The sequence below is a fragment of the Streptomyces sp. NPDC014656 genome (assembly GCF_043084305.1).
GTDB lineage: Bacteria > Actinomycetota > Actinomycetes > Streptomycetales > Streptomycetaceae > Streptomyces.
In genome coordinates this window covers 296,105-314,602 of the sequence record NZ_JBIBZN010000003.1, presented here as the reverse complement: position 1 = coordinate 314,602, position 18,498 = coordinate 296,105, and the positions used below count along the sequence as shown (strand labels likewise).

Genomic DNA, 18,498 nt, shown 5'->3' with positions numbered 1-18,498 from the left:
CGGCGGTGCCGCGCCGGGCGGGGCCGTGCGTCAGGAGGGCTGCGGGGCGCGGGACCGCGGGCGTTCTGTGAGGGCGTCCGCGGGGGCCGGTGCGGTCCTGAGGGTGCGGGCGGCGACCACGCCCAGGAGGCAGACGAGGGCGGCGGCCAGGCAGACGGCGGTGAAGGCGCCGGAGAAGGCCGTGCGGGCCAGGGGGCGGAGGGCGGGGGCGAGGAGGTCGAACCGGCCGGTCTCCACGGCCTCCCGCGGCGGAGCGGCGCCGGCGGGGCCGGTGCCGAGGCCGCTGTTCAGGCGGAGGGAGAACACGGCACCGAAGACGGCCACTCCGGTCGCGGTGCCGAGCGGGTAGCAGGCGTTCGTGAGACCGGACGCCGTACCGGCCCGCTCGGGGGGCACCGTGCCCACCGCCACGCCCATCAGCGGCGGGAAGATGACGGCTCCTCCGACGCCGAGCAGCACCAGACCGGTGACCATGGGCACCTGGCCGGCGCCCGTCCCGGCCGCGGCCAGGGAAAGGAGCCCGAGGCCCTGCGCGGCGAAGCCCCAGGCCACCAGGGCATGGGCCGCGTACGCCTTCTGGAGCCTGTTCACGAACATGCCCGCGACCAGCAGGCTGCCGGTCAGGGGGAGCAGGAGCAAGCCGGTCCGGAGCGGGGAGTACGCGTGCGCGGTCTGTAGCCACAGCGTCAGGAAGGCGAGCATGCCGAGGCTGGACAACCGTGCCAGGAAGCCGAGCAGCGCGGCGCCCCAGAGGGCCCGGATCCGCAGCAGCGCGATGTCGACGAGGCCGCCCCCGCGGCGCTGGACGGCGACCAGGGCCGCCGCGAGCACCGCACAGGCCGCCGCGGAGCCCAGCACCTCCGGTGCGGTCCAGCCCGCCTCGGGACCGGTGACCAGCGGATAGTGCAGCGCGAGGAGGAAGCCGACCGCGAGGACCGCCCCCAGCGCGTCGACCCGCCGTCCGGTGTCCCCGGCCGCCGCGGATCCGGGCATGCGGGTCAGCGCGCCGGCCACGACCAGGACGCCGATGGGGACGTTGACCAGGAAGATCCAGCGCCAGTTCAGCGCCTCGACGAACACGCCGCCGACGATGGGTCCGAGCGCGCCGGCGGCGGAGGCCACAAGGGCGTACGAGGCGATCGCCGCCTGGCGGCGGGCCCCCTCGTACGCGGCTGCGACGAGCGCGAGGGTCGGCGCGAACACCATGGCCCCGCCGAGCCCTTGGGCGGCCCGGGCGGCGATGAGGGTGCCGGCGTCCGGAGCGAGACCGCAGGCGGCCGAGGCGAGGGTGAACAGACCCATTCCGGCCGTGAACACGGCTCGCCTGCCGAGCCGGTCGGAGAGCGCGCCCGCGGTGAGCAGGAGCGCTCCGAAGGCCAGCGAGTACGCGGACACGGTCCATTGCACCCGGCCGAGACCGGATTCCAGATCGCGGGCGATGTCCGAAAGCGCGACGTTCACGACGGTCACGTCGAGGGTCATCATGACGCCGCCGGCGCTGACGAGTGCGAACGTCCATCGAGGGCTGTGCCGTCGGGAGGGCACCGCTGAACACCTCCGTATGCGGTTCGAGAGAGGGCCGTCAACGCACCGGTTTCGGCTGCACCGGCCGGTAACTGCCCTTCTGTGTCTGGAAGTTGGCCTTGTCCGTTAGGTAAGGCTAACCTAATGTAGCGCCCGCTTGGGCGTCCAGGCGCTCGAGCGAACCGAATCCAGACAGAATCCGGAGCCGCCTGATGACCCCTACCGACCATCCCGTGCCCGTCCTGCCCGACGTGGATCCCGCGGCCTGGCGGGAGGCCAACCGTCGCCTGCTCGCCAAAGCCCTGGGCGAATGGTGCTTCGAAGACATGCTCAAGGCGACCGGCACCGAGGACGGCGGCTACCGGATCGACCTCGACAGCGGCACGACCTACGCCTTTCGCGCCGCGCCCGGCGCCTTCGGCTGGCTGCGCGTCGACCCCGGCTCCATCACCCGCACCGCCACCAGCATGCTCGGCAACTCGATCGCCCAACCCGCCTGGGACGCCCTGCAGTTCCTGATGGAGGCGGCCACCACGATCGACAGCGACCCGTCCACCGTCGCCACCTACTTCACCGAACTCTCCGCCACCCTCGCCGTCGACGCCGCCCGCCTCACGCACGGCGGCGAACCGGTCGCCGAACTGCGCTCACTGGGCCACTCGGAGCTGGAGTGCCGCATGACCGGGCACAACCTCCTCGTCGCCAACAAAGGCCGGATCGGCTTCTCCGCCACCGACGTACGGCAGTACGCCCCCGAGTCGGCCCAGTCCCTGAAGCTGCTGTGGGTGGCCGTGCACCGCGGCCTCGCCGAATTCCGCGGCACCTCCGAACTGTCCGAAACCGGCATCCTGGAAGCCGAGTTGGACGAGGAGACCCGCACCCGCTTCACCGCGGTCCTGGAGCGGGCCGGCGTCGACCCCCAGAGCTACGTGTGGATGCCCGTGCACCCCTGGCAGTGGGACCACGCCGTCCAGACCCTGCACGCCGCCGACGTCGCCCAGCGCCGCATCGTCCCGCTCGGCGACGGCCCCGACGCGTACCTGCCCGGCCAGTCCATCCGCACCATGGCCAACGTCACCACGCCCGAACGCCACGACGTCAAACTCCCGCTGAAGATCCTCAACACCCTCGTCTGGCGCGGCATCCCGCCGCACTGCACCATGGGCGCCCCCGTCGTCACCCAGTGGCTGCGCGGCCTCGTCGAACGCGACGCGTTCCTCACCGACGAATGCCGCACCGTGTTCCTCGGCGAGGTCGCCTCCGTGACCGTGCGCCACCCCTACCTCTCCACCCTCGACCAGGCGCCCTACCAGCACCTGGAAGCCCTCGGCTGCATCTGGCGCGAATCGGTCACCGCACGCAAGGACCCGGACGAGCACGTCCGTACCTTCGCCTCGCTCCTGCACGTCGACAGCGCCGGGAACGCCTTCGTCGCCGAACTCGTCCGCGCCTCCGGCCTCGACCCGCAGGACTGGCTGCGCCGCCTCTTCGACACCCTTCTCGTGCCGATCGCGCACGTGCTCTACCGCTACGGCGTCACCTTCAACCCGCACGGCCAGAACACCCTCATCGGCTACGACGCGAACGACGTACCGGTCCGCCTCTACCTCAAGGACTTCGTCGACGACGTGTGCGTCTCCTTCACCGACGTGCCCGAGCGCGGTCCCGAGCCGGACGGACACGACCACGTCCTGCCCCGCAAACACCCGTCGATCATCAAGCAGCACGTCGTCGACCAGGTCTTCGTCGGCCACTTCCGCTACCTCGCGCCGCTCTGCGCCGAACAGCTCGGCGTGCCGGAGCGGACCTTCTGGCGGCTCGTGCGGCAGACCGTCCTCGACTTCCAGCAGCGGTTCGAGAAGCGCTTCCCCGAACTCGCCGGCCGGTTCGCCGAGTACGACCTGCTGACCCCGGAGATCCCCCGGTACGGCCTCAACCGCGACCGCGTCGTCGTCACCCGCTACGGCGACCGCGCCCTGCGCCACGCGCTGTTCCCGAACGGCACGCACCCCAACCCGCTCGCCGAAGGCTGAGGAGTACCGGCCGTGACACCCCTGACCCGGACGCGCCCCCCTCGGTCCGACCTCGCCCCGTCCCCGCTCGCCGGCTCCCGCACCGGGCTCGCCGACGTCCTCACCGCCCTGACCGGTGCCGTCGACGCCGTGTCGAACGCCCGGCGACCCGAAGGCCCCGTCCCGGCAGGCGTCCCCGCCGAAGTGCTCGCCGCCGCCTCGCGCGCGCTCGGCCCTGCCGAGCTGCCCGCCGAGGGCATCGGCGCCGAGGCCGCCCTCGGTCTCCTCGCCACCGTGCTCGCCGAGCACGGCATCGACCTGTCCCACCCCCGGGCCGCCGCCCACCTCCAGCCGCCCGCCCTGACGGTCGCCGTCGCCGCCGACGTCCTCGCGAGCGCCGGCAACGCCTCGCTCGACACGTACGACTCCGGCCCCTCGGCCATCGCCGTCGAACGCTGGCTGATCGGCGTGCTGACCGGGCTCGCCGGCCTCGGCGAGCGCGCCGACGGCGTCCTCACCCCCGGCGGCTCCCTGTCCAACCTGATGGGCCTGCTGCTCGCCCGGGACGCCGCCGCCCACCGGCGCGGCATCGACGCCCGCGAACACGGCGTCGCCGCGCTGCCCGGACCGGTCGTGTTCTGCTCCGAACTCGCCCACTTCTCCACCCACCGGGCCTGCGCCGCCCTCGGCCTCGGCGAAGCCGCCGTGCGTCCCGTACCGGTCGACGCCCGTCGCCGCATGCGGCCGGAGGCACTGCTCGCCGCCCTGGAGGCGCTCGGCCCCGACCGGACACCGGTCGCCGTCGTCGCCACCGCCGGCACCACGGACTTCGGCTCCGTCGACCCGCTCCCGCAGATCGCCGAGATCGCCGCGGGACACGGCATGTGGATGCACGTCGACGCCGCCTACGGCTTCGGAGCCCTCTTCTCGGAACGCCTCGCGGGCCGCCTCGCGGGCCTGGAACTGGCCGACTCGATCACCCTCGACCTGCACAAGATCGGCTGGCAGCCCGCCGCCGCGAGCGTGCTGCTCGTCTCCGACACGACCGCGTTCACCGCGCTCGACCGCGAGGTGGCCTACCTCAACCCCACAGACGACTCCGAAGCCGGCTACGACGGACTGCTCGGCCGCAGCCTCCAGACCACCCGCCGCCCGGACGCCGTGAAGGCCGCCGCCACCCTCCTCGCGTACGGCCGCACCGGCATGGGCCGGCTGGTCGACACCTGCCACGACCTCGCCCGGCACGCCGAACGCCGCGTCCTCGACGAACCCGACCTCGAACTGGTCTCCCCGGCCGACCTCACCACCGTCGTCTTCCGCTACCGAAGCGCCGACCCGGCCACCTCCGACGACCTCAACGGCGCACTGCGCCGTCACCTCCTGGAAACCGGCACCGCCCTCGTCGGACGCACCGAGGCCCGGACCGAAGGCCCCGGCGCACCGCGCCGGGTGTGCCTGAAGTTCACCCTGCTCAACCCCACCGCCACCACCGACGACATCGACGGCCTCGTGGACGCCGTCCTCGACGCCGGCCGCACCTGCGAACGACTCATCAAGGAGAACGCCGCATGAGCACCACCACCACGGCGGCAACCACCCAGGCCGACCCGCTGCACGAACGGGACGCCCGCGGCGCCTCCGAGCACGCCCACATCGAGGCGCTGCTCCGCTGCTGGCTGCGCGAGACCGGCACGCCCGTCGCCCCCGGCCCGCTCCGGGTCGAACTGCCCACCGCGGGGCTGACCCTCGTCACCGAGGTCACCCACCGCTCGCCCACCGGCTGGCACCGCTTCGGCCCCACCCGCCTCGAAGGCCCCGGCGGCCCGCTCGGCGAGACCGCCGACCCGGTGACCGCCGTCGCCCTGCTCTCCACCGAGGCCGCCGCTCGCGGCGGCAACCGCCCCGGCGGCGTCCCCGCCGGCGAGGTGGCCGACCTCGTGGAGCGCACCGCCGAATCCGTACGCCGCGTCGCCACGTTCATCGCCGACCGTCGCACCCGACCCGAACCGCCGCCCGGAGTGGACGGCTTCCTCGACGCCGAACAGGCCCTGCTGCTCGGCCACTTGAACCACCCCGCACCCAAGAGCCGCGACGGCGTCTCCGACCACGAGGCCGCCGCCTTCTCCCCCGAACTCCGCGGCTCCTTCCGGCTCCACTGGTTCGCCGCCGACCCCTCCGTCGTCTCCCACGACGCCGTCGAGGGCGCGCCCTCCCTGGCCGGCCGCGACACCGTCGCCCTCCTCGCCGACCTCGCCGGACAGCGCCGCGACGACGGCCGGATCCTCATCCCCGCCCACCCCTGGCAGGCCAGGGACCTGCTGCACCGCCCCCGCGTCAAGGCCCTCGTCGCCTCCGGAGCCCTCACCCCGCTCGGCGAACTCGGCCCCGCCTGGTGGCCGACGTCCAGCGTCCGCACGGTGTACCGGCCCGACGCCGACGTGATGCTCAAACTCTCCCTCGGACTGCGGCTCACCAACTCCCGCCGCGAGTCCACCCGCACCGAACTGTGCCGGGGGCTGGAGATCAACCGGCTCCTCGACGCCGGACACGCGGCGGACACCTTCACCGCCCACCCCGGCTTCGCCATCACCCGCGACCCCGCCTGGATCGCCGTCGACGAACCCGACCGCCCCGAGGGCCCCGACGTCACCGGCCTCGACGTCGCCGTACGCGAAGTGCCCCGGGACGTCGACTCCCTGCGCTGCCTGGTCGGCCTCGTCGCCCCGCGTCCCGGCCTCGGCCGCAGCACGCTCGGCGACCTCGTCGCCGGCCTCGGCCCCGGCGCGGCCGAACAGTGGACGGCCGACTACACCGACCACGTCCTCGTCCCCATGCTGCACCTGTACGCCGCCACCGGCATCGGCCTGGAGGCCCACCAGCAGAACACCCTCGTCCGCCTCGACGACGGGGGCCGGGTCACCGGCGGCACCTTCCGCGACAACCAGGGCTACTACCTGGCCGCTTCGCACCTCCCCGGCCTCCTGAAGCGGCTGGGCGCCGACTCCTCCACCCTCGCCGTCGTCGACGACGCCCTGGTCGACGACCGGCTCTCGTACTACCTGCTGCGCAACCAGGCCCTCTCCGTCATCGGCTGCCTCGCCGTCGACGGCCTGGCCGACGAGCGCGAGCTGCTCGCCGTCCTCGCCGACCGGCTGCGGGCGGCGCTCCCCGGCCTGGCCGCGGCCGGCCCCGACGGCGACCGGCTCGCCCGCCGCTGGCTCACCGCCGACAGCCTGCCCTGCAAGGGGAACCTGCTCACCCGGCTGCACGGCATCGACGAGGTCCTCGCCCCCCTCGACGCCCAATCCGTCTACCTCGACGCCCCCAACCCCCTCCAGGAGGCAGCCTCATGACCACGATGGAGCAGGCACCCGACGACGCCACGGTCCCCGGCCCGCCGCTGCCGCTCCTCCGCGGCCGCTGGACCGCACGGGTCGCCCGGGCCGAAGGGGCCGATCTGGACCTCGTGCACGGCTGGATGCGGTCCCCGCACATCGCCGCCTTCTGGCACCAGGCATGGCCGCGCGAGCGCTGGCACGAGGAGATCGCCGGCCACCTCGCCGGCGACGCGATCCTGCCCGTGCTCGTCGACCTCGACGGCCGGCCGGTGGCGTACATCGAGGTCTACCGGGTCTTACGCGACCGGCTCGCCGGACACTATCCGCGGTCGCCCCACGACCTCGGCGTCCACATCGCCATCGGCGAGCGGGCACGGACCGGGAAGGGCCTCGGCCGGACCCTGCTGCGCGCCCTCGCCGAAGGACTGCTCGCCGCCGACCCGGCCTGCGTCCGGGTGGTCGCCGAACCGGACGTGAACAACGCGCCCTCGCTGCGCGCCTTCGAGGCCGCCGGTTTCCGGCCCTCCGGCAAGGTCGGGTTCCCCGACAAGACCGCCGCCCTCATGATCCACCCGCGCACGGAAGGGGACCTGCCCCGATGAGCGACGGCGCCACCGAACACGACGTCGTGGCCGTCGGCTGCGGCCCCTTCAACCTGGGACTCGCCGCCCTGGCCTCCACCGTCGACGAGCTCGACCTGGTCGTCCTGGAGGAGCGCCCCGAGTTCACGTGGCACCGGGGCATGATGTTCGGCGACGCGTCGATGCAGGTGAACTTCCTCGCCGACCTCGTCACCCTGGTGGCCCCCTGGCACCCCCTGTCGTTCCTGGCGTACCTGCACGACAGGGACCGGCTGTACGCCTTCACCGTCCGGGAGAACTTCTTCCCCTCGCGCCGGGAGTACGAGGACTACCTGCGCTGGGCCGCCGCCAGGCTGCCGTCCGTGCGCTTCTCCCACCGGGTCGAAGAGGTCGACTGGAACGCCGACGAGGAACGGTTCACCGTCCGCGTCGTACGCGGTGACGGCACCGCCGCACGGATGCGCGCGCGCCACCTCGTCATCGGCGTCGGCACCGCGCCCCACCTCCCCGACGCGCTCGCGGGGCTGCCCGGCGACCGGGTCCTCCACACCGCCGACTACCTCTACCGCACCGGCGACGTCGACAGGGCGGAGCGGGTCACCGTGGTCGGATCCGGGCAGTCGGGCGCCGAGGTCGCCGTCGACCTGCTGACCCGCAACCTCGACGGCGGTCCCGCGGTCGGCTGGCTCACCCGCACCGGCTCCTGGGCGCCCCTCGACTACACCAAGATGAACCTGGAGCTGACGACCCCCGCGTACATGCGGTACTTCCACTCGCTCCCCGAGGACGTACGGGACCGGCTGGTCGGCGAGCAGTGGCAGTTCTACAAGGGCGTCTCCACGGACACCCTGGAGGAGATCCACGAACTGCTCTACCGCCGCCAGCTCGAACCCGGCCTGCGCGACGTCGAACTCCGCTTCGGCATCGCCGTCGAGAGCGCCGGCGTCGACGCCGGCGGACGGACCGTGCTCGGCTGCCGCCACCTGGACACCGGGGAGGCCTTCGAGCACGTCACCCACCTCGTGGTCGCGGCGACCGGCTACCGCGCGCGTCCGCCGGCCTTCCTGGCGCCGGTCGAGAAGCTGATCCGGCGCGACACCAAGGGGCGGCCGGTGGTCCGGGCCGACCACTCCGTCGAACTCGACGGCGGTGTGACTGGACGGATCTTCGTGTCCAACGCCGAGCTCCACGCCTACGGCGTCTCCACCCCGAACCTCGACATCGGCGCCGTGCGCAACGCCACCATCCTGAACGCCGTCACCGGGAGGGAGGCCTACCGCCTGCCGAAGAGCAGCGCGTTCACCAGCTTCGCGGCGCCCGGGCGGACGCCGTCGAGCGACCGGTGACCGCGCCCCCGCCACGGCCGCGCGACCAGGTCGTCGAGCGGCGCCGGGCGGGACACCTCCCCGAGGAGGCGGCCGTCCGGTCCGGACTCGAACCGCGGGCCCTGGAGGCCGCGGCCCTCGGGGACGGTGTCCTGGCGTCGCCCTCGGCATGACCCTGGCGGCGGCGCGGGACGGTTCCGAGGGGGCGCGCGGTCGCCGCCGCGGGCGGGGACGGTGCCGGAGCGGTGCGCCGGTCTCCGGCGTAAGGTCGGGGGTGTGCAGCCGATCGACCCCTCCGGCGCACCGGCCCCGCCCGCGGTACCCCGGCCCGCCGCGCCGCCGTCGTCGCTGTCGCCGTCGCGGGCGGGCGACTTCATGCGGTGCCCGCTGCTCTACCGGCTCCGGGTGATCGACCGGTTGCCGGAGAAGCCGAACGCGGCGCCGGCCCGGGGGGTCCTGGTGCACGCGGTGCTGGAGCGGCTCTTCGACGTCCCGGCGGCGGAGCGCACGGCCGCCCGGGCCCGGGCCATGGTGGCGGGCGAGTGGGAGCGGCTGCGGGCGGCGCGGCCGGAGTTCGCGGAGCTGTTCGCGCGGGACGGCGGGGCGCCCGACCCGGAACGGGTCGCGGAGTGGCTGGCCACGGCGGAGCGGCTGGTCGAGCGGTGGTTCACCCTGGAGGACCCGGCCCGGCTGGAGCCCGCGGAGCGGGAGTCGTTCGTCACGACGACGCTGGACTCCGGGCTGAGGCTGCGCGGGATCATCGACCGGGTGGACGTGGCGCCGACCGGCGAGGTGCGGATCGTCGACTACAAGACCGGCCGGGCGCCCCCGCCCGAGTACGAGGCGGACGCGCTGTTCCAGCCGAAGTTCTACGCCCTGGTGCTGTGGCGGCTGCGGGGCACCGTGCCCCGCCGCCTGCAGCTGGTCTACCTGGGCAGCGGGGACGTGCTCACCCACGACCCGGCGGAGGCCGATCTGCGGGCCGTGGAGCGCAAGCTGCTGGCGCTGTGGGACGCGATCGGGCGGGCGACGCGGACGGGCGACTGGCCCCCGCGCCCGAGCCGGCTCTGCGACTGGTGCCCCCACCGCGCGCTGTGCCCGGCCTGGGGCGGCACCCCGCCGCCTTATCCCCTGGCCGTCGTCACGGACCCGGTCGCGGGGGAGGGCGAGCGCCCGGCCGCCGACGCCGGCTGAGGCCGGAGGCCTCCGGCACCCGCGCGTGTGCTGGAGGGATTATACGCTTCTCTGCTGACATTTCTTCCTTTTCTGTACTTTTCTTGGTTAAAAGGGTGGATTGTCACTTCTTGGGTGCTTAGTCTGGGTGCAGACAGTAATTCGAATGCACATTCGATCCGAGCGACGGTCACACGGGGCGCGTCCTGCCGGACGAGGACCGCGTCCCCCCTCGGCCGGGCCCACCCGGAACCGCCGCCGCAGATGCCAGGAGCACGGCGTGAACCTCACCTTCACCACCGCCACCAAGGAACAGGCCAAGGCCCGTATCGCGCTCGCCGGCCCCACCGGGTCGGGCAAGACCTACACCGCCCTGGTCACCGCCACCGGGCTCGGCGAGCGGATCGCCCTGATCGACACCGAGCACGGCAGCGCCGCCAAGTACGCCGACGAGTTCGTCTTCGACACCCTCCCGCTCTCGACGTTCCAGCCCACCACCCTCGTCGAGGCGCTCGCGGTGGCCGCCCACGACGGCTACGACGTCATGATCGTCGATTCCCTGAGCCACTTCTGGTCCGGCACCGGCGGGATGCTGGAGCAGGTCGACAACGCGGCCAAGCGCCTCGGGGCGGGCGGCAGCTTCGCCGGCTGGAAGGAGGCCCGCCCCCAGGAGCGGGCGATGATCGACGCCCTGCTCGCCTACCCGGGCCACCTCATCGTCACCATGCGCACCAAGACCGAGTACGTCGTGGAGGCCGACGAGCGCGGCCGCAAGGTGCCGCGCAAGATCGGGCTCAAGCCCGAGCAGCGGGAGGGCATCGAGTACGAATTCGACATCGTCGGCGACCTCGACCACGAGAACACCCTGGTGATCTCCAAGTCCCGGGCGAAGCCGCTGTCCGGGACGGTCCTCCACAGGCCGGGCCCGGAGTTCGCCGAGGCCGTCCTCAGCTGGCTGGAGACCGGCACGCCCGCCCGCTCCGTGTCCGACTACGTCACGGCGGCCACCGCGCCGGACGCCGGCCACGAGGAACTGCGCGCGCTGTACGAGGAGGCCCGTCGGCACAACCTGCTCGGGGCCGCCGTCCTGGACGACACCGGGCAGACCCACACGCTCGGCCAGCTGATCGTGCGCCACGGCACCGCGGCGGCGAGGAACAGGGTCGCCGAGGACGTCGAGGCCGGGACCGGGAGGGAGAACGGGACCGGACGGAAGGACGGCACCGGGCGGAAGGCCGGGGCCGGGCGGGAGAACGGGGCCGAGCGGAAGGGTGCGGCCGTATGAGCCTCAAGGAGCACGCCACCCGGGTCGCCGTGCTCCGGGTGCTGCGCGACGCCGTCGACGCCGAGTACCGGGCCGAGCGCGACGAGGTCCTCGCGGAGCTGCGCGCGGCCCGCGCCGAGCTGAACCTGAAGTCGGTCCGGGTAACCCTGCCGGACGACACGCCGGTCGCCACCCTCACCCTCGTCGACCCGGGACCGGCGGTCGTGGTCACCGACGAGGAGGTCTTCACCGCCTGGGTGGCCGACAACCACCCCGGCGAGGTGGAGACGCTGGTCCGGGTGCGCCCCGGCTGGCAGCGGCGGTTCCTCGCCCGGCTGACCCGCCTCGACCCGGTCGCCGATCCTCACACCGGCGAGGCGATCCCGGGACTGGGCGTGCTGCCGGCCTCCGAACCGCGGTCGTTCAGCCTGCGTCCCCTGCCCGGTGGGCGGGACCGGATCGCCCGCGCCTGGCACACCGGCACGCTCGACCTGAGCCGTCTGATCCCCCTGGAGGGCGGCGAGGACCCATGAGCGCCGTCACCGCCCACCCCGGCCGGGACGCCCTCGGCACGGTGTGGTTCCTGGTCTCCCGAGCCGATCACCTCGATTGCGGCCGCTGGACGTTCGAGGACGACAAACGGCTGCGGTGCGCCTGCGGGGCCGTCCTGTACGCGTACCAGCAGCCGGAGGACGCGGCGGGAAGCGGCACACCGGCTCCGGCCGGGACGCTCCTGCGCGGAAGGGAAGAACGCATGCTGCCGGCCGAGACGGCCCAGCTCGTCGCCCTGGTCGCGGCGATGTGCCCGTCGATGCACCTGGAGGACACCACCACGGACGCCTGGCACCTGCTGCTCGCCGACCTGGACGTCGCCGACGTGCGGGCGGCCGTGACCCGGCTGGGCGGGCAGCGGTCCGACATCGCCGCCGCCGACATCCGCGCCGAGGTGCGCGCGATCCGGGAGGAGCGGCTCGCCCGCAACCCGCTGCCGCTCCCCGACAGCGACCCCGACGACCCGCGCCGTTACCGCGCGGAACTCCTCGACCTGGTGACCGCGATCGCCTCGGGACGACGAGTCGAACGCCCGCCCGCCGCCCCGGCCGGCCCGCCCTCCCGCCCCGCCGGCGCGAAGCACGACCCGCGCGACCGCTCCCTCCGCGTGCCCTGTCCCTGGTGCGGGGCCGCCACGGGCCACCCCTGCACCGTCCCCCGGCTCGGCACCCCGCTCAGGAGGGCCCCCGCCCACCACGCACGGCTCGTCGCGGCCGGGCTCGCCGAGCCGGGGCCCGGACGGGAGGGGGCGGCGAGGCGAACCCGATGACCCCCGATCCGACGAAGGCCCGCCGCACCGCGGCCCTGCCGTCCCTCCCCCCCCCGCGACCCCCTGGAGACCCGCGCCGCCCGGCTCGCCCCCCACGCCGGGCCGGAGCGCCGCGGCCTCCCCTCCGGGCACCCTCACCACCGGTGCGAGGCGGCCCGTCGAACCCGAACCGGCACGGGTGGGGAACCACCCGTCGCACGAGAGGAAAACCGCCATGGCCGGTGAAACCGTCATCACCGTCGTCGGCAACCTGACCGACGACCCCGAGCTGCGCCTCACCCCGTCCGGCGACCCGGTCGCCCACTTCACCGTCGCGTCCACGCCCCGCACCTTCGACCGGCAGAGCAACGCGTGGCGGGACGCCGAGACGCTGTTCCTGCGCTGCTCGGTCTGGCGCCAGGAGGCGGAGCACGCCGCCGAGTCCCTGTCCCGGGGCACCCGCGTCATCGTCCAGGGGCGGCTGCGCCAGCGGACGTACGAGACCCGGGAGGGCGAGAAGCGGACCGTCATCGAGCTGGAGGCCGACGAGATCGGCCCGTCGCTGAGGTTCGCCGCCGTGACGGTCACCAAACCCCCGCACACCGGCGTCCCCGCCGGTCCCCGCGGCGGCCCCCGTCCCCCCGCCGAGGACCCGTTCGCCCGGTCCGGCGGCGGCGAGCAGCCGGTCCCCGCCGCGGGCGGACGGCACGCCCCCCACGAGGAGACGGACCCCTTCTGACGGCCGGGCGCACCCGTGTCCCGGCCGAGACCCCCCACCGCACCCATCCGAGGCGGACCCCATGAAGGAACAGGACCGCGAGGAATCGCTCGAACTCGCCCTCGCCCAGATCGAAAAAAGGTTCGGCACCGGCTCGGTGATGCGCCTGGGCGACGAGCCGGAGGCTCCGACCGAGGCCGTCCCCACCGGCTCGATCGCCCTGGATCTCGCCCTGGGCGTCGGCGGCCTGCCGCGCGGCCGCGTGGTGGAGATCTACGGCCCGGAGTCCTCCGGCAAGACGACCCTGGCCCTGCACGCCATGGCCAACGCCCAGAGGTCGGGCGGCATCGTGGCGTTCATCGACGCCGAGTACGGCCTCGACCTGGAGTACGCCGGGCGGCTCGGCGTCGACACCGACGCCCTGCTGGTCTGCCAGCCGGACAACGGCGAACAGGCCCTGCAGATCGCCGACACCCTCATCCGCTCCGGCGCCCTGGACCTCGTCGTCGTCGACTCCGTCGCCGCGCTGGTGCCGCGCGCGGAGATCGAGGGCGAGATGGGCGACCCGCACGTCGGCCTGCAGGCCCGGCTGATGAGCCAGGCCCTCCGGAAGACCGCCGGCGCGCTGAGCCACTCAGGAACCACGATGATCTTCATCAACCAGCTGCGCGAGAAGATCGGCGTGGTCTTCGGCTCGCCGGAGACCACGACCGGTGGCCGCGCCCTGAAGTTCTACGCCTCGGTCCGCCTGGACATCCGCCGGATCGAGACCCTCAAGGACGGCACCGAGCCGGTGGGCAACCGCACCCGCGTCAAGGTGGCCAAGAACAAGGTCGCCCCGCCGTTCCGGCAGGCCGAGTTCGACATCCTCTACGGCCGGGGCATCAGCCGCGAGGGCGAGCTGATCGACCTGGGCGTCCAGTACGGCCTGGTCCACAAGTCCGGCGCCTGGTACACGTACGAGGGCGACCGGCTCGGCCAGGGCAAGGAGAACGCCCGCACCTTCCTGAAGGACAACCCCGACCTCGCGGAGGAGATCGAGAAGAAGACCAGGGAGGGACTGGGCATCGGGACGAAGCCGCAGGCCCCGAAGCCGGAGGCCCCGGCGGCGGAGCCCCGGGCGGCGGAGCCCCGGCTGGCGGACGGGGCGAACCGGGCGGCGGACGGGGCGCACCGGGCGGCCGCACCCGGCACCGTGCCGCTCGACCCGGCCGCCACCGGCCCGCACCCCACCGGAACGGCCTCGCCGGCCCCGGGCGGCCCGGCCCCCCGCGTCCTCCTCGACGGCACCCCGGCCGGGCCGTGAAGACCGGCCGGCCGCTCCCTCACCCCGGCGCGGGGCGAACGCCGGCGGACCGGCGCGGCACCGTGTTCCCCGGCTCCGCCGCGCCCCGGGACGGGACGCCGGCCCCGGGCGGAGCCGCGGCGGACCGGCCCACCGCGGCGGAGCCGGCACACCGGCCGGTCGCGGCCCCCGCCGACGGCGAGGACCGGGTCACCGACGCGGCGCTGCGCCCCAAGGACCTGGACGGGTTCATCGGCCAGGTACGGGTCCGCGAGCAGCTCGACCTCGTCCTCAGGGCCGCGCGGCAGCGGAGCGCCACCGCCGACCACGTGCTGCTCTCCGGTGCCCCGGGGCTCGGCAAGACCACCCTGGCGATGATCATCGCCGCCGAGATGGGAGTCCCGCTGCGCGTCACCTCCGGCCCCGCCATCCAGCACCCCGGTGACCTGGCGGCGGTCCTGACCTCGCTCACCGGGGGCGAGGTCCTCTTCCTCGACGAGATCCACCGCATGTCCCGGCCCGCCGAGGAGATGCTCTACCTGGCGATGGAGGACTTCCGCGTCGACATCGTCGCCGGCACCGGCCTCGACGCGACCGCCATGTCCCTCGACCTGCCGCCGTTCACCCTCGTCGGCGCCACCGTCCGGGCCGGTCTGCTGCTCCCGCCGCTGCGCGACCGCTTCGGCTTCACCGCCCACATGGAGTTCTACGACCCGGCCGAACTGGAACGCGTCGTCCAGCGCTCCGCCCGGCTGCTGGAGGTGGAGGTCGAGCCCGCGGGCGCCGCCGAGATCGCCGGCCGCTCCCGCGGCACCCCCCGCATCGCCAACCGGCTGCTGCGCCGGGTCCGGGACTACGCCCAGGTCACCGCCGACGGCGTGGTCACCCGCGAGATCGCGTCCGCGGCCCTGGGGGTCTACGAGGTCGACCGCCGCGGTCTGGACCGCCTGGACCGGGCCGTGCTGCACGCCCTGCTGAAGCTGTTCGGCGGCGGCCCCGTCGGTCTGGCCACCCTCGCGGTCGCCGTGGGGGAGGACCGGGAGACGGTGGAGGAGGTCGCCGAACCCTTCCTGGTACGCGAGGGACTGCTGGCCCGGACGCCCCGGGGACGGGTCGCCACGCCCGCCGCCTGGACCCACTTCGGGCTCGCGCCGCCGCCCGGGCCGTCCTGGGCCCCGTCCCCGCGACCCCACCGGAACGGCGGTCCCGGTCCGGAGGGCCCGCCGGCGGGCCGCGGCCCGGACCGCCCGGCACCGGCGGCCCGAACCGGTCCCCCGTCACATCGGTGACCACCCACCGGGCAGACGCACCCGATCGGCCGGCCGACCGGCCGAAGGGACACGCTCCGGGCGGGAACCCGGCCGTGCGCGAGGACTTCGCCGACCGGCCTGCTTCCGGACCCGGCCCAGACCCGGCGGTCGCCCGGACGTCTCCGGAGCGGTCTCGGCGGGCTTCTTCCGCCGGGACGAAGCCGCCGTCGGTGCCGGCGGTGCGGGGAGGAATCCGCAGCCCTACGGCAAGCGTCCCGTCACGGGGTGGAAGAGCCGCTCGTCCTGGCCTGCCAGCTTCCGCCGTCCACCTGGTACACCGTCAGGCGGCGGCTGACGGCGTCACCGGCCCCGTCGAAGGCGACGGGGCCGGTGACGCCGTCGAAGGCCAGGTGCCCGACGGCCTGCGGCAGTTTCGCGCGGAGGTCGTCGGCAAGGGTGCCGCCGTCCGGCTTCGCGACGGCCTTCACCGCCTCGATGAGGGCCCAGGTCGCGTCGTAGGCGTAGGGGCCGTACCAGCCGGGCGGCTGCGCGTAGCCCGCCTTCTCGTACCGGGCGAGGAAGTCGCGTCCCGCCGCCGACTCCGTGGCCGGTGCGCCGATCTGGGTGGCGAGGTCGCCGTCGACCTGGGGGTTCCCGGTGAGGTACGCCTGGTCGAAGATGCCGTCGCCGCCCATGAGGGGGACGGTCACGCCCGCCTGCCCGAGCTGCTGGGACAGCGGTGCCGCGGTGTCGTAGTAGCCGCCGAAGTAGACGGCTTCGGCTCCCGAGGACCGTACCCTGAGGGCGAGGCCCGCGAAGTCGCGTTCCGCGGGATCGACCCGCTCGGTGCCGACGACGGTCCCCCCGAGCTTCTTCCATTCGGCGGTGAGGCCGGAGGCGACGGCGGTCCCGTGGGGGCTCGCGTCGTCGACCACGTAGAGCTTGGTCTTCCCGGTGCCGTGCAGGTACCGGGCCGCGAACGGCCCCTGGTCGGCATCCGTTCCGATCGTCCGGAAGTACGTGGAGTGCGGACGGGCGCGGGTGCCCGTGGCCCAGTCGGGGCCCAGGGTCAGGGCGGGGTCGGTGTTGCCCGGCGACACGTTGACCACGCCCGCGCGGGAGAGCGCGGGCACCAGGGTGCGGGCGACGGCGGAGTTGAGCGGGCCGACGACGCCGACCAGTTCGTCGTCGGACACGAAGCGGGCGGCGTTGGCCGCGCCCTTGGCGGGGTCGGCCCCGTCGTCCAGGGCCGTGAGCTCGAAGGTCACCCCGGGGACGTGTCCGGTCTCGTTGGCGGTCCGGACCGCGAGTTCGGCGGAGTTCCTGATGCCGGTGCCCATCGAGGAGAAGCCGCCGCTGAGGGGCGCGTCCACCCCGATCCGCACCGTGAGGGAGGAGGCCGCCGACCCGCCGCCGCCCGTCCCGCCGCCCCGCGGGTCGTCGTCGCGGGTGAGGGACCAGGTCAGGAGCGAGCCCGTGGCGAGCACGGCGAGCGCCGTCCCCAGGACCGCGGAGCGCCGGGTGAGGCCCCGGGGTCCCCTGGACGTCCGGCCGCCCCGCTCCGACGGACCCGTCGCGTCGAGTGTGGGCGGCTGCTCGTCCGGGGCCACGACGACCGGCGGCGCGGTCGGCCGGTCGGGCACGCGGCGACGCGCGGGGCCCGCGCCGCCCCCGGAGGGGTCGACGACGGTGGGGGTCGGTACGGACGGTGCCGACGAGGGGTCCCGCTCGGGCACCGGCGGGGCGTCGGACGGTTCCACCGGCGCGTCCGGTGTCGGAGCCGCCTTCGGGCCGGGAGCGGGTTCCGGTCCCGGACCGTCGCCCGGTCCGGCTTCCCGCGCGGGGCCGGGCCCGCGGTCCGGCCCGGTGGTGGAGGGGGCGGAACCCCGTAGGGCCCTGAGCGTCTCGGCCGCCTCCGCTGCGCCCACGCGCTCGGCCGGGTCCTTGGTGAGCAGCGCGTCCAGCAGCGGGGCGAGCGGGCCCGCGTGGACCGGCGGCCGGTGCGGACGGGTGAACACGGCCACGGCGAGGGCGTGGAGTCCCTCCGCCTCGAACGGGGGGCGGCCCTCGACGGCGTGGTACAGGGTGGCCCCCAGCGCCCAGAGGTCGTTGGCGGGGGTGGGGCGCTTGCCGTCGAGCTGCTCCGGCGGCATGTACTGCGGGGTGCCGATGACGATCCCGCTGTGGCTCAGCTTGGTCGTGGCGTCGGCGAGGTGGGCGATGCCGAAGTCGGTCAGGACGACCCGGTCCTTGGCCAGGAGCACGTTGTCCGGCTTGATGTCGCGGTGGACGATCCGCGCCGCGTGCGCCTCGGTCAGCGCGTCCAGCACGGCGGCGCCGATCTCCGCCACCCGCCGTACGGGCAGCCGGCCGTGGCTGCGGATCTCGGCGGCCAGGGACCGGCCGCGGATCAGCTCCATGACGATGACGGGGGCGCCGCGGTGCTCCACGACGTCATGGACGGTGATGACCCCCGGGTGGCTGAGAGTGACCGCTGCGCGTGCCTCGCCGGTGAACCGCCTGAGCAGCGCCTCGCGGTCGGCCTCGGTCATCCCCGGAGGGAAGAGGATTTCCTTGATGGCGACTTCGCGTCCGAAGAGTTGCTGGTCAAAGCCGCGCCAGACCCGGCCCATACCGCCTTGGCCGATACGTTCGACCAGTCGGTAGCGGCCGGCGATGAGTGCGTCGTTCTCCTCGGTCACGCGCACACTCTAGATCCTGATGAGCC

At 74.4% G+C, this 18,498-nt stretch carries 14 protein-coding genes; 12 read left to right on the top strand and 2 right to left on the bottom strand.

Annotated features, from left to right (window positions below):
* Window positions 1–30: 30 nt before the first annotated feature.
* Window positions 31–1,545: an MFS transporter gene (locus tag ACF1ED_RS08840; protein WP_391758048.1), complete on the bottom strand. Its 1,515-nt coding sequence runs from the start codon at window positions 1,543–1,545 to the stop codon at window positions 31–33.
* A 191-nt stretch (window positions 1,546–1,736) separates the two neighbouring features.
* On the opposite strand from ACF1ED_RS08840, the gene ACF1ED_RS08835 reads away from it, so the two are divergent.
* From ACF1ED_RS08835 to ruvB, 12 genes are all read left to right on the top strand, one after another.
* Window positions 1,737–3,557, top strand: coding sequence for an IucA/IucC family protein (locus ACF1ED_RS08835; protein ID WP_391758047.1), 1,821 nt, complete (start codon window positions 1,737–1,739; stop codon window positions 3,555–3,557).
* A gap of 12 nt (window positions 3,558–3,569) precedes the next feature.
* The gene (locus ACF1ED_RS08830) at window positions 3,570–5,108 is read left to right on the top strand and encodes a pyridoxal phosphate-dependent decarboxylase family protein (RefSeq protein ID WP_391758045.1); all 1,539 of its coding nucleotides are present in this window, start codon (window positions 3,570–3,572) and stop codon (window positions 5,106–5,108) included.
* Entirely contained in the window at window positions 5,105–6,889 is a 1,785-nt protein-coding gene (locus tag ACF1ED_RS08825) for an IucA/IucC family protein (RefSeq protein ID WP_391758043.1), read from the top strand. Before ACF1ED_RS08830 ends, ACF1ED_RS08825 begins: the two co-directional genes overlap by 4 nt.
* Window positions 6,886–7,476 carry a GNAT family N-acetyltransferase gene (locus tag ACF1ED_RS08820; protein ID WP_391758041.1) on the top strand — a complete coding sequence of 197 codons (591 nt, stop codon included), beginning with the start codon at window positions 6,886–6,888 and terminating at the stop codon, window positions 7,474–7,476. Before ACF1ED_RS08825 ends, ACF1ED_RS08820 begins: the two co-directional genes overlap by 4 nt.
* Entirely contained in the window at window positions 7,473–8,801 is a 1,329-nt protein-coding gene (locus ACF1ED_RS08815) for a lysine N(6)-hydroxylase/L-ornithine N(5)-oxygenase family protein (RefSeq protein WP_391758039.1), read from the top strand. The genes ACF1ED_RS08820 and ACF1ED_RS08815 overlap by 4 nt, the downstream gene beginning before the upstream one ends.
* A gap of 255 nt (window positions 8,802–9,056) precedes the next feature.
* Entirely contained in the window at window positions 9,057–9,974 is a 918-nt protein-coding gene (locus tag ACF1ED_RS08810) for a RecB family exonuclease (RefSeq protein WP_391758037.1), read from the top strand.
* A 259-nt stretch (window positions 9,975–10,233) separates the two neighbouring features.
* Window positions 10,234–11,238, top strand: coding sequence for an ATP-binding protein (locus ACF1ED_RS08805; RefSeq protein WP_391758035.1), 1,005 nt, complete (start codon window positions 10,234–10,236; stop codon window positions 11,236–11,238).
* On the top strand, window positions 11,235–11,750 hold the full coding sequence (locus tag ACF1ED_RS08800; protein ID WP_391758033.1) for a hypothetical protein: 516 nt from the start codon (window positions 11,235–11,237) through the stop codon (window positions 11,748–11,750). Before ACF1ED_RS08805 ends, ACF1ED_RS08800 begins: the two co-directional genes overlap by 4 nt.
* Complete coding sequence (locus tag ACF1ED_RS08795; protein WP_391758031.1) at window positions 11,747–12,538, top strand: hypothetical protein; 792 nt, start codon at window positions 11,747–11,749, stop codon at window positions 12,536–12,538. Before ACF1ED_RS08800 ends, ACF1ED_RS08795 begins: the two co-directional genes overlap by 4 nt.
* Before the next feature lie 214 nt (window positions 12,539–12,752).
* The gene (locus ACF1ED_RS08790; RefSeq protein ID WP_391758029.1) at window positions 12,753–13,256 is read left to right on the top strand and encodes a single-stranded DNA-binding protein; all 504 of its coding nucleotides are present in this window, start codon (window positions 12,753–12,755) and stop codon (window positions 13,254–13,256) included.
* Window positions 13,257–13,317: 61 nt separating this feature from the next.
* Window positions 13,318–14,541, top strand: coding sequence for a recombinase RecA (gene recA, locus ACF1ED_RS08785; protein ID WP_391758027.1), 1,224 nt, complete (start codon window positions 13,318–13,320; stop codon window positions 14,539–14,541).
* 62 nt (window positions 14,542–14,603) lie between these two features.
* Window positions 14,604–15,809, top strand: a complete 1,206-nt coding sequence (gene ruvB, locus ACF1ED_RS08780) for a Holliday junction branch migration DNA helicase RuvB (RefSeq protein WP_391758025.1) — start codon at window positions 14,604–14,606, stop codon at window positions 15,807–15,809.
* A 239-nt stretch (window positions 15,810–16,048) separates the two neighbouring features.
* On the opposite strand, the gene ACF1ED_RS08775 is transcribed toward ruvB, so the two are convergent.
* Complete coding sequence (locus tag ACF1ED_RS08775; protein WP_391758023.1) at window positions 16,049–18,472, bottom strand: ABC transporter substrate-binding protein; 2,424 nt, start codon at window positions 18,470–18,472, stop codon at window positions 16,049–16,051.
* Window positions 18,473–18,498 lie beyond the last annotated feature (26 nt).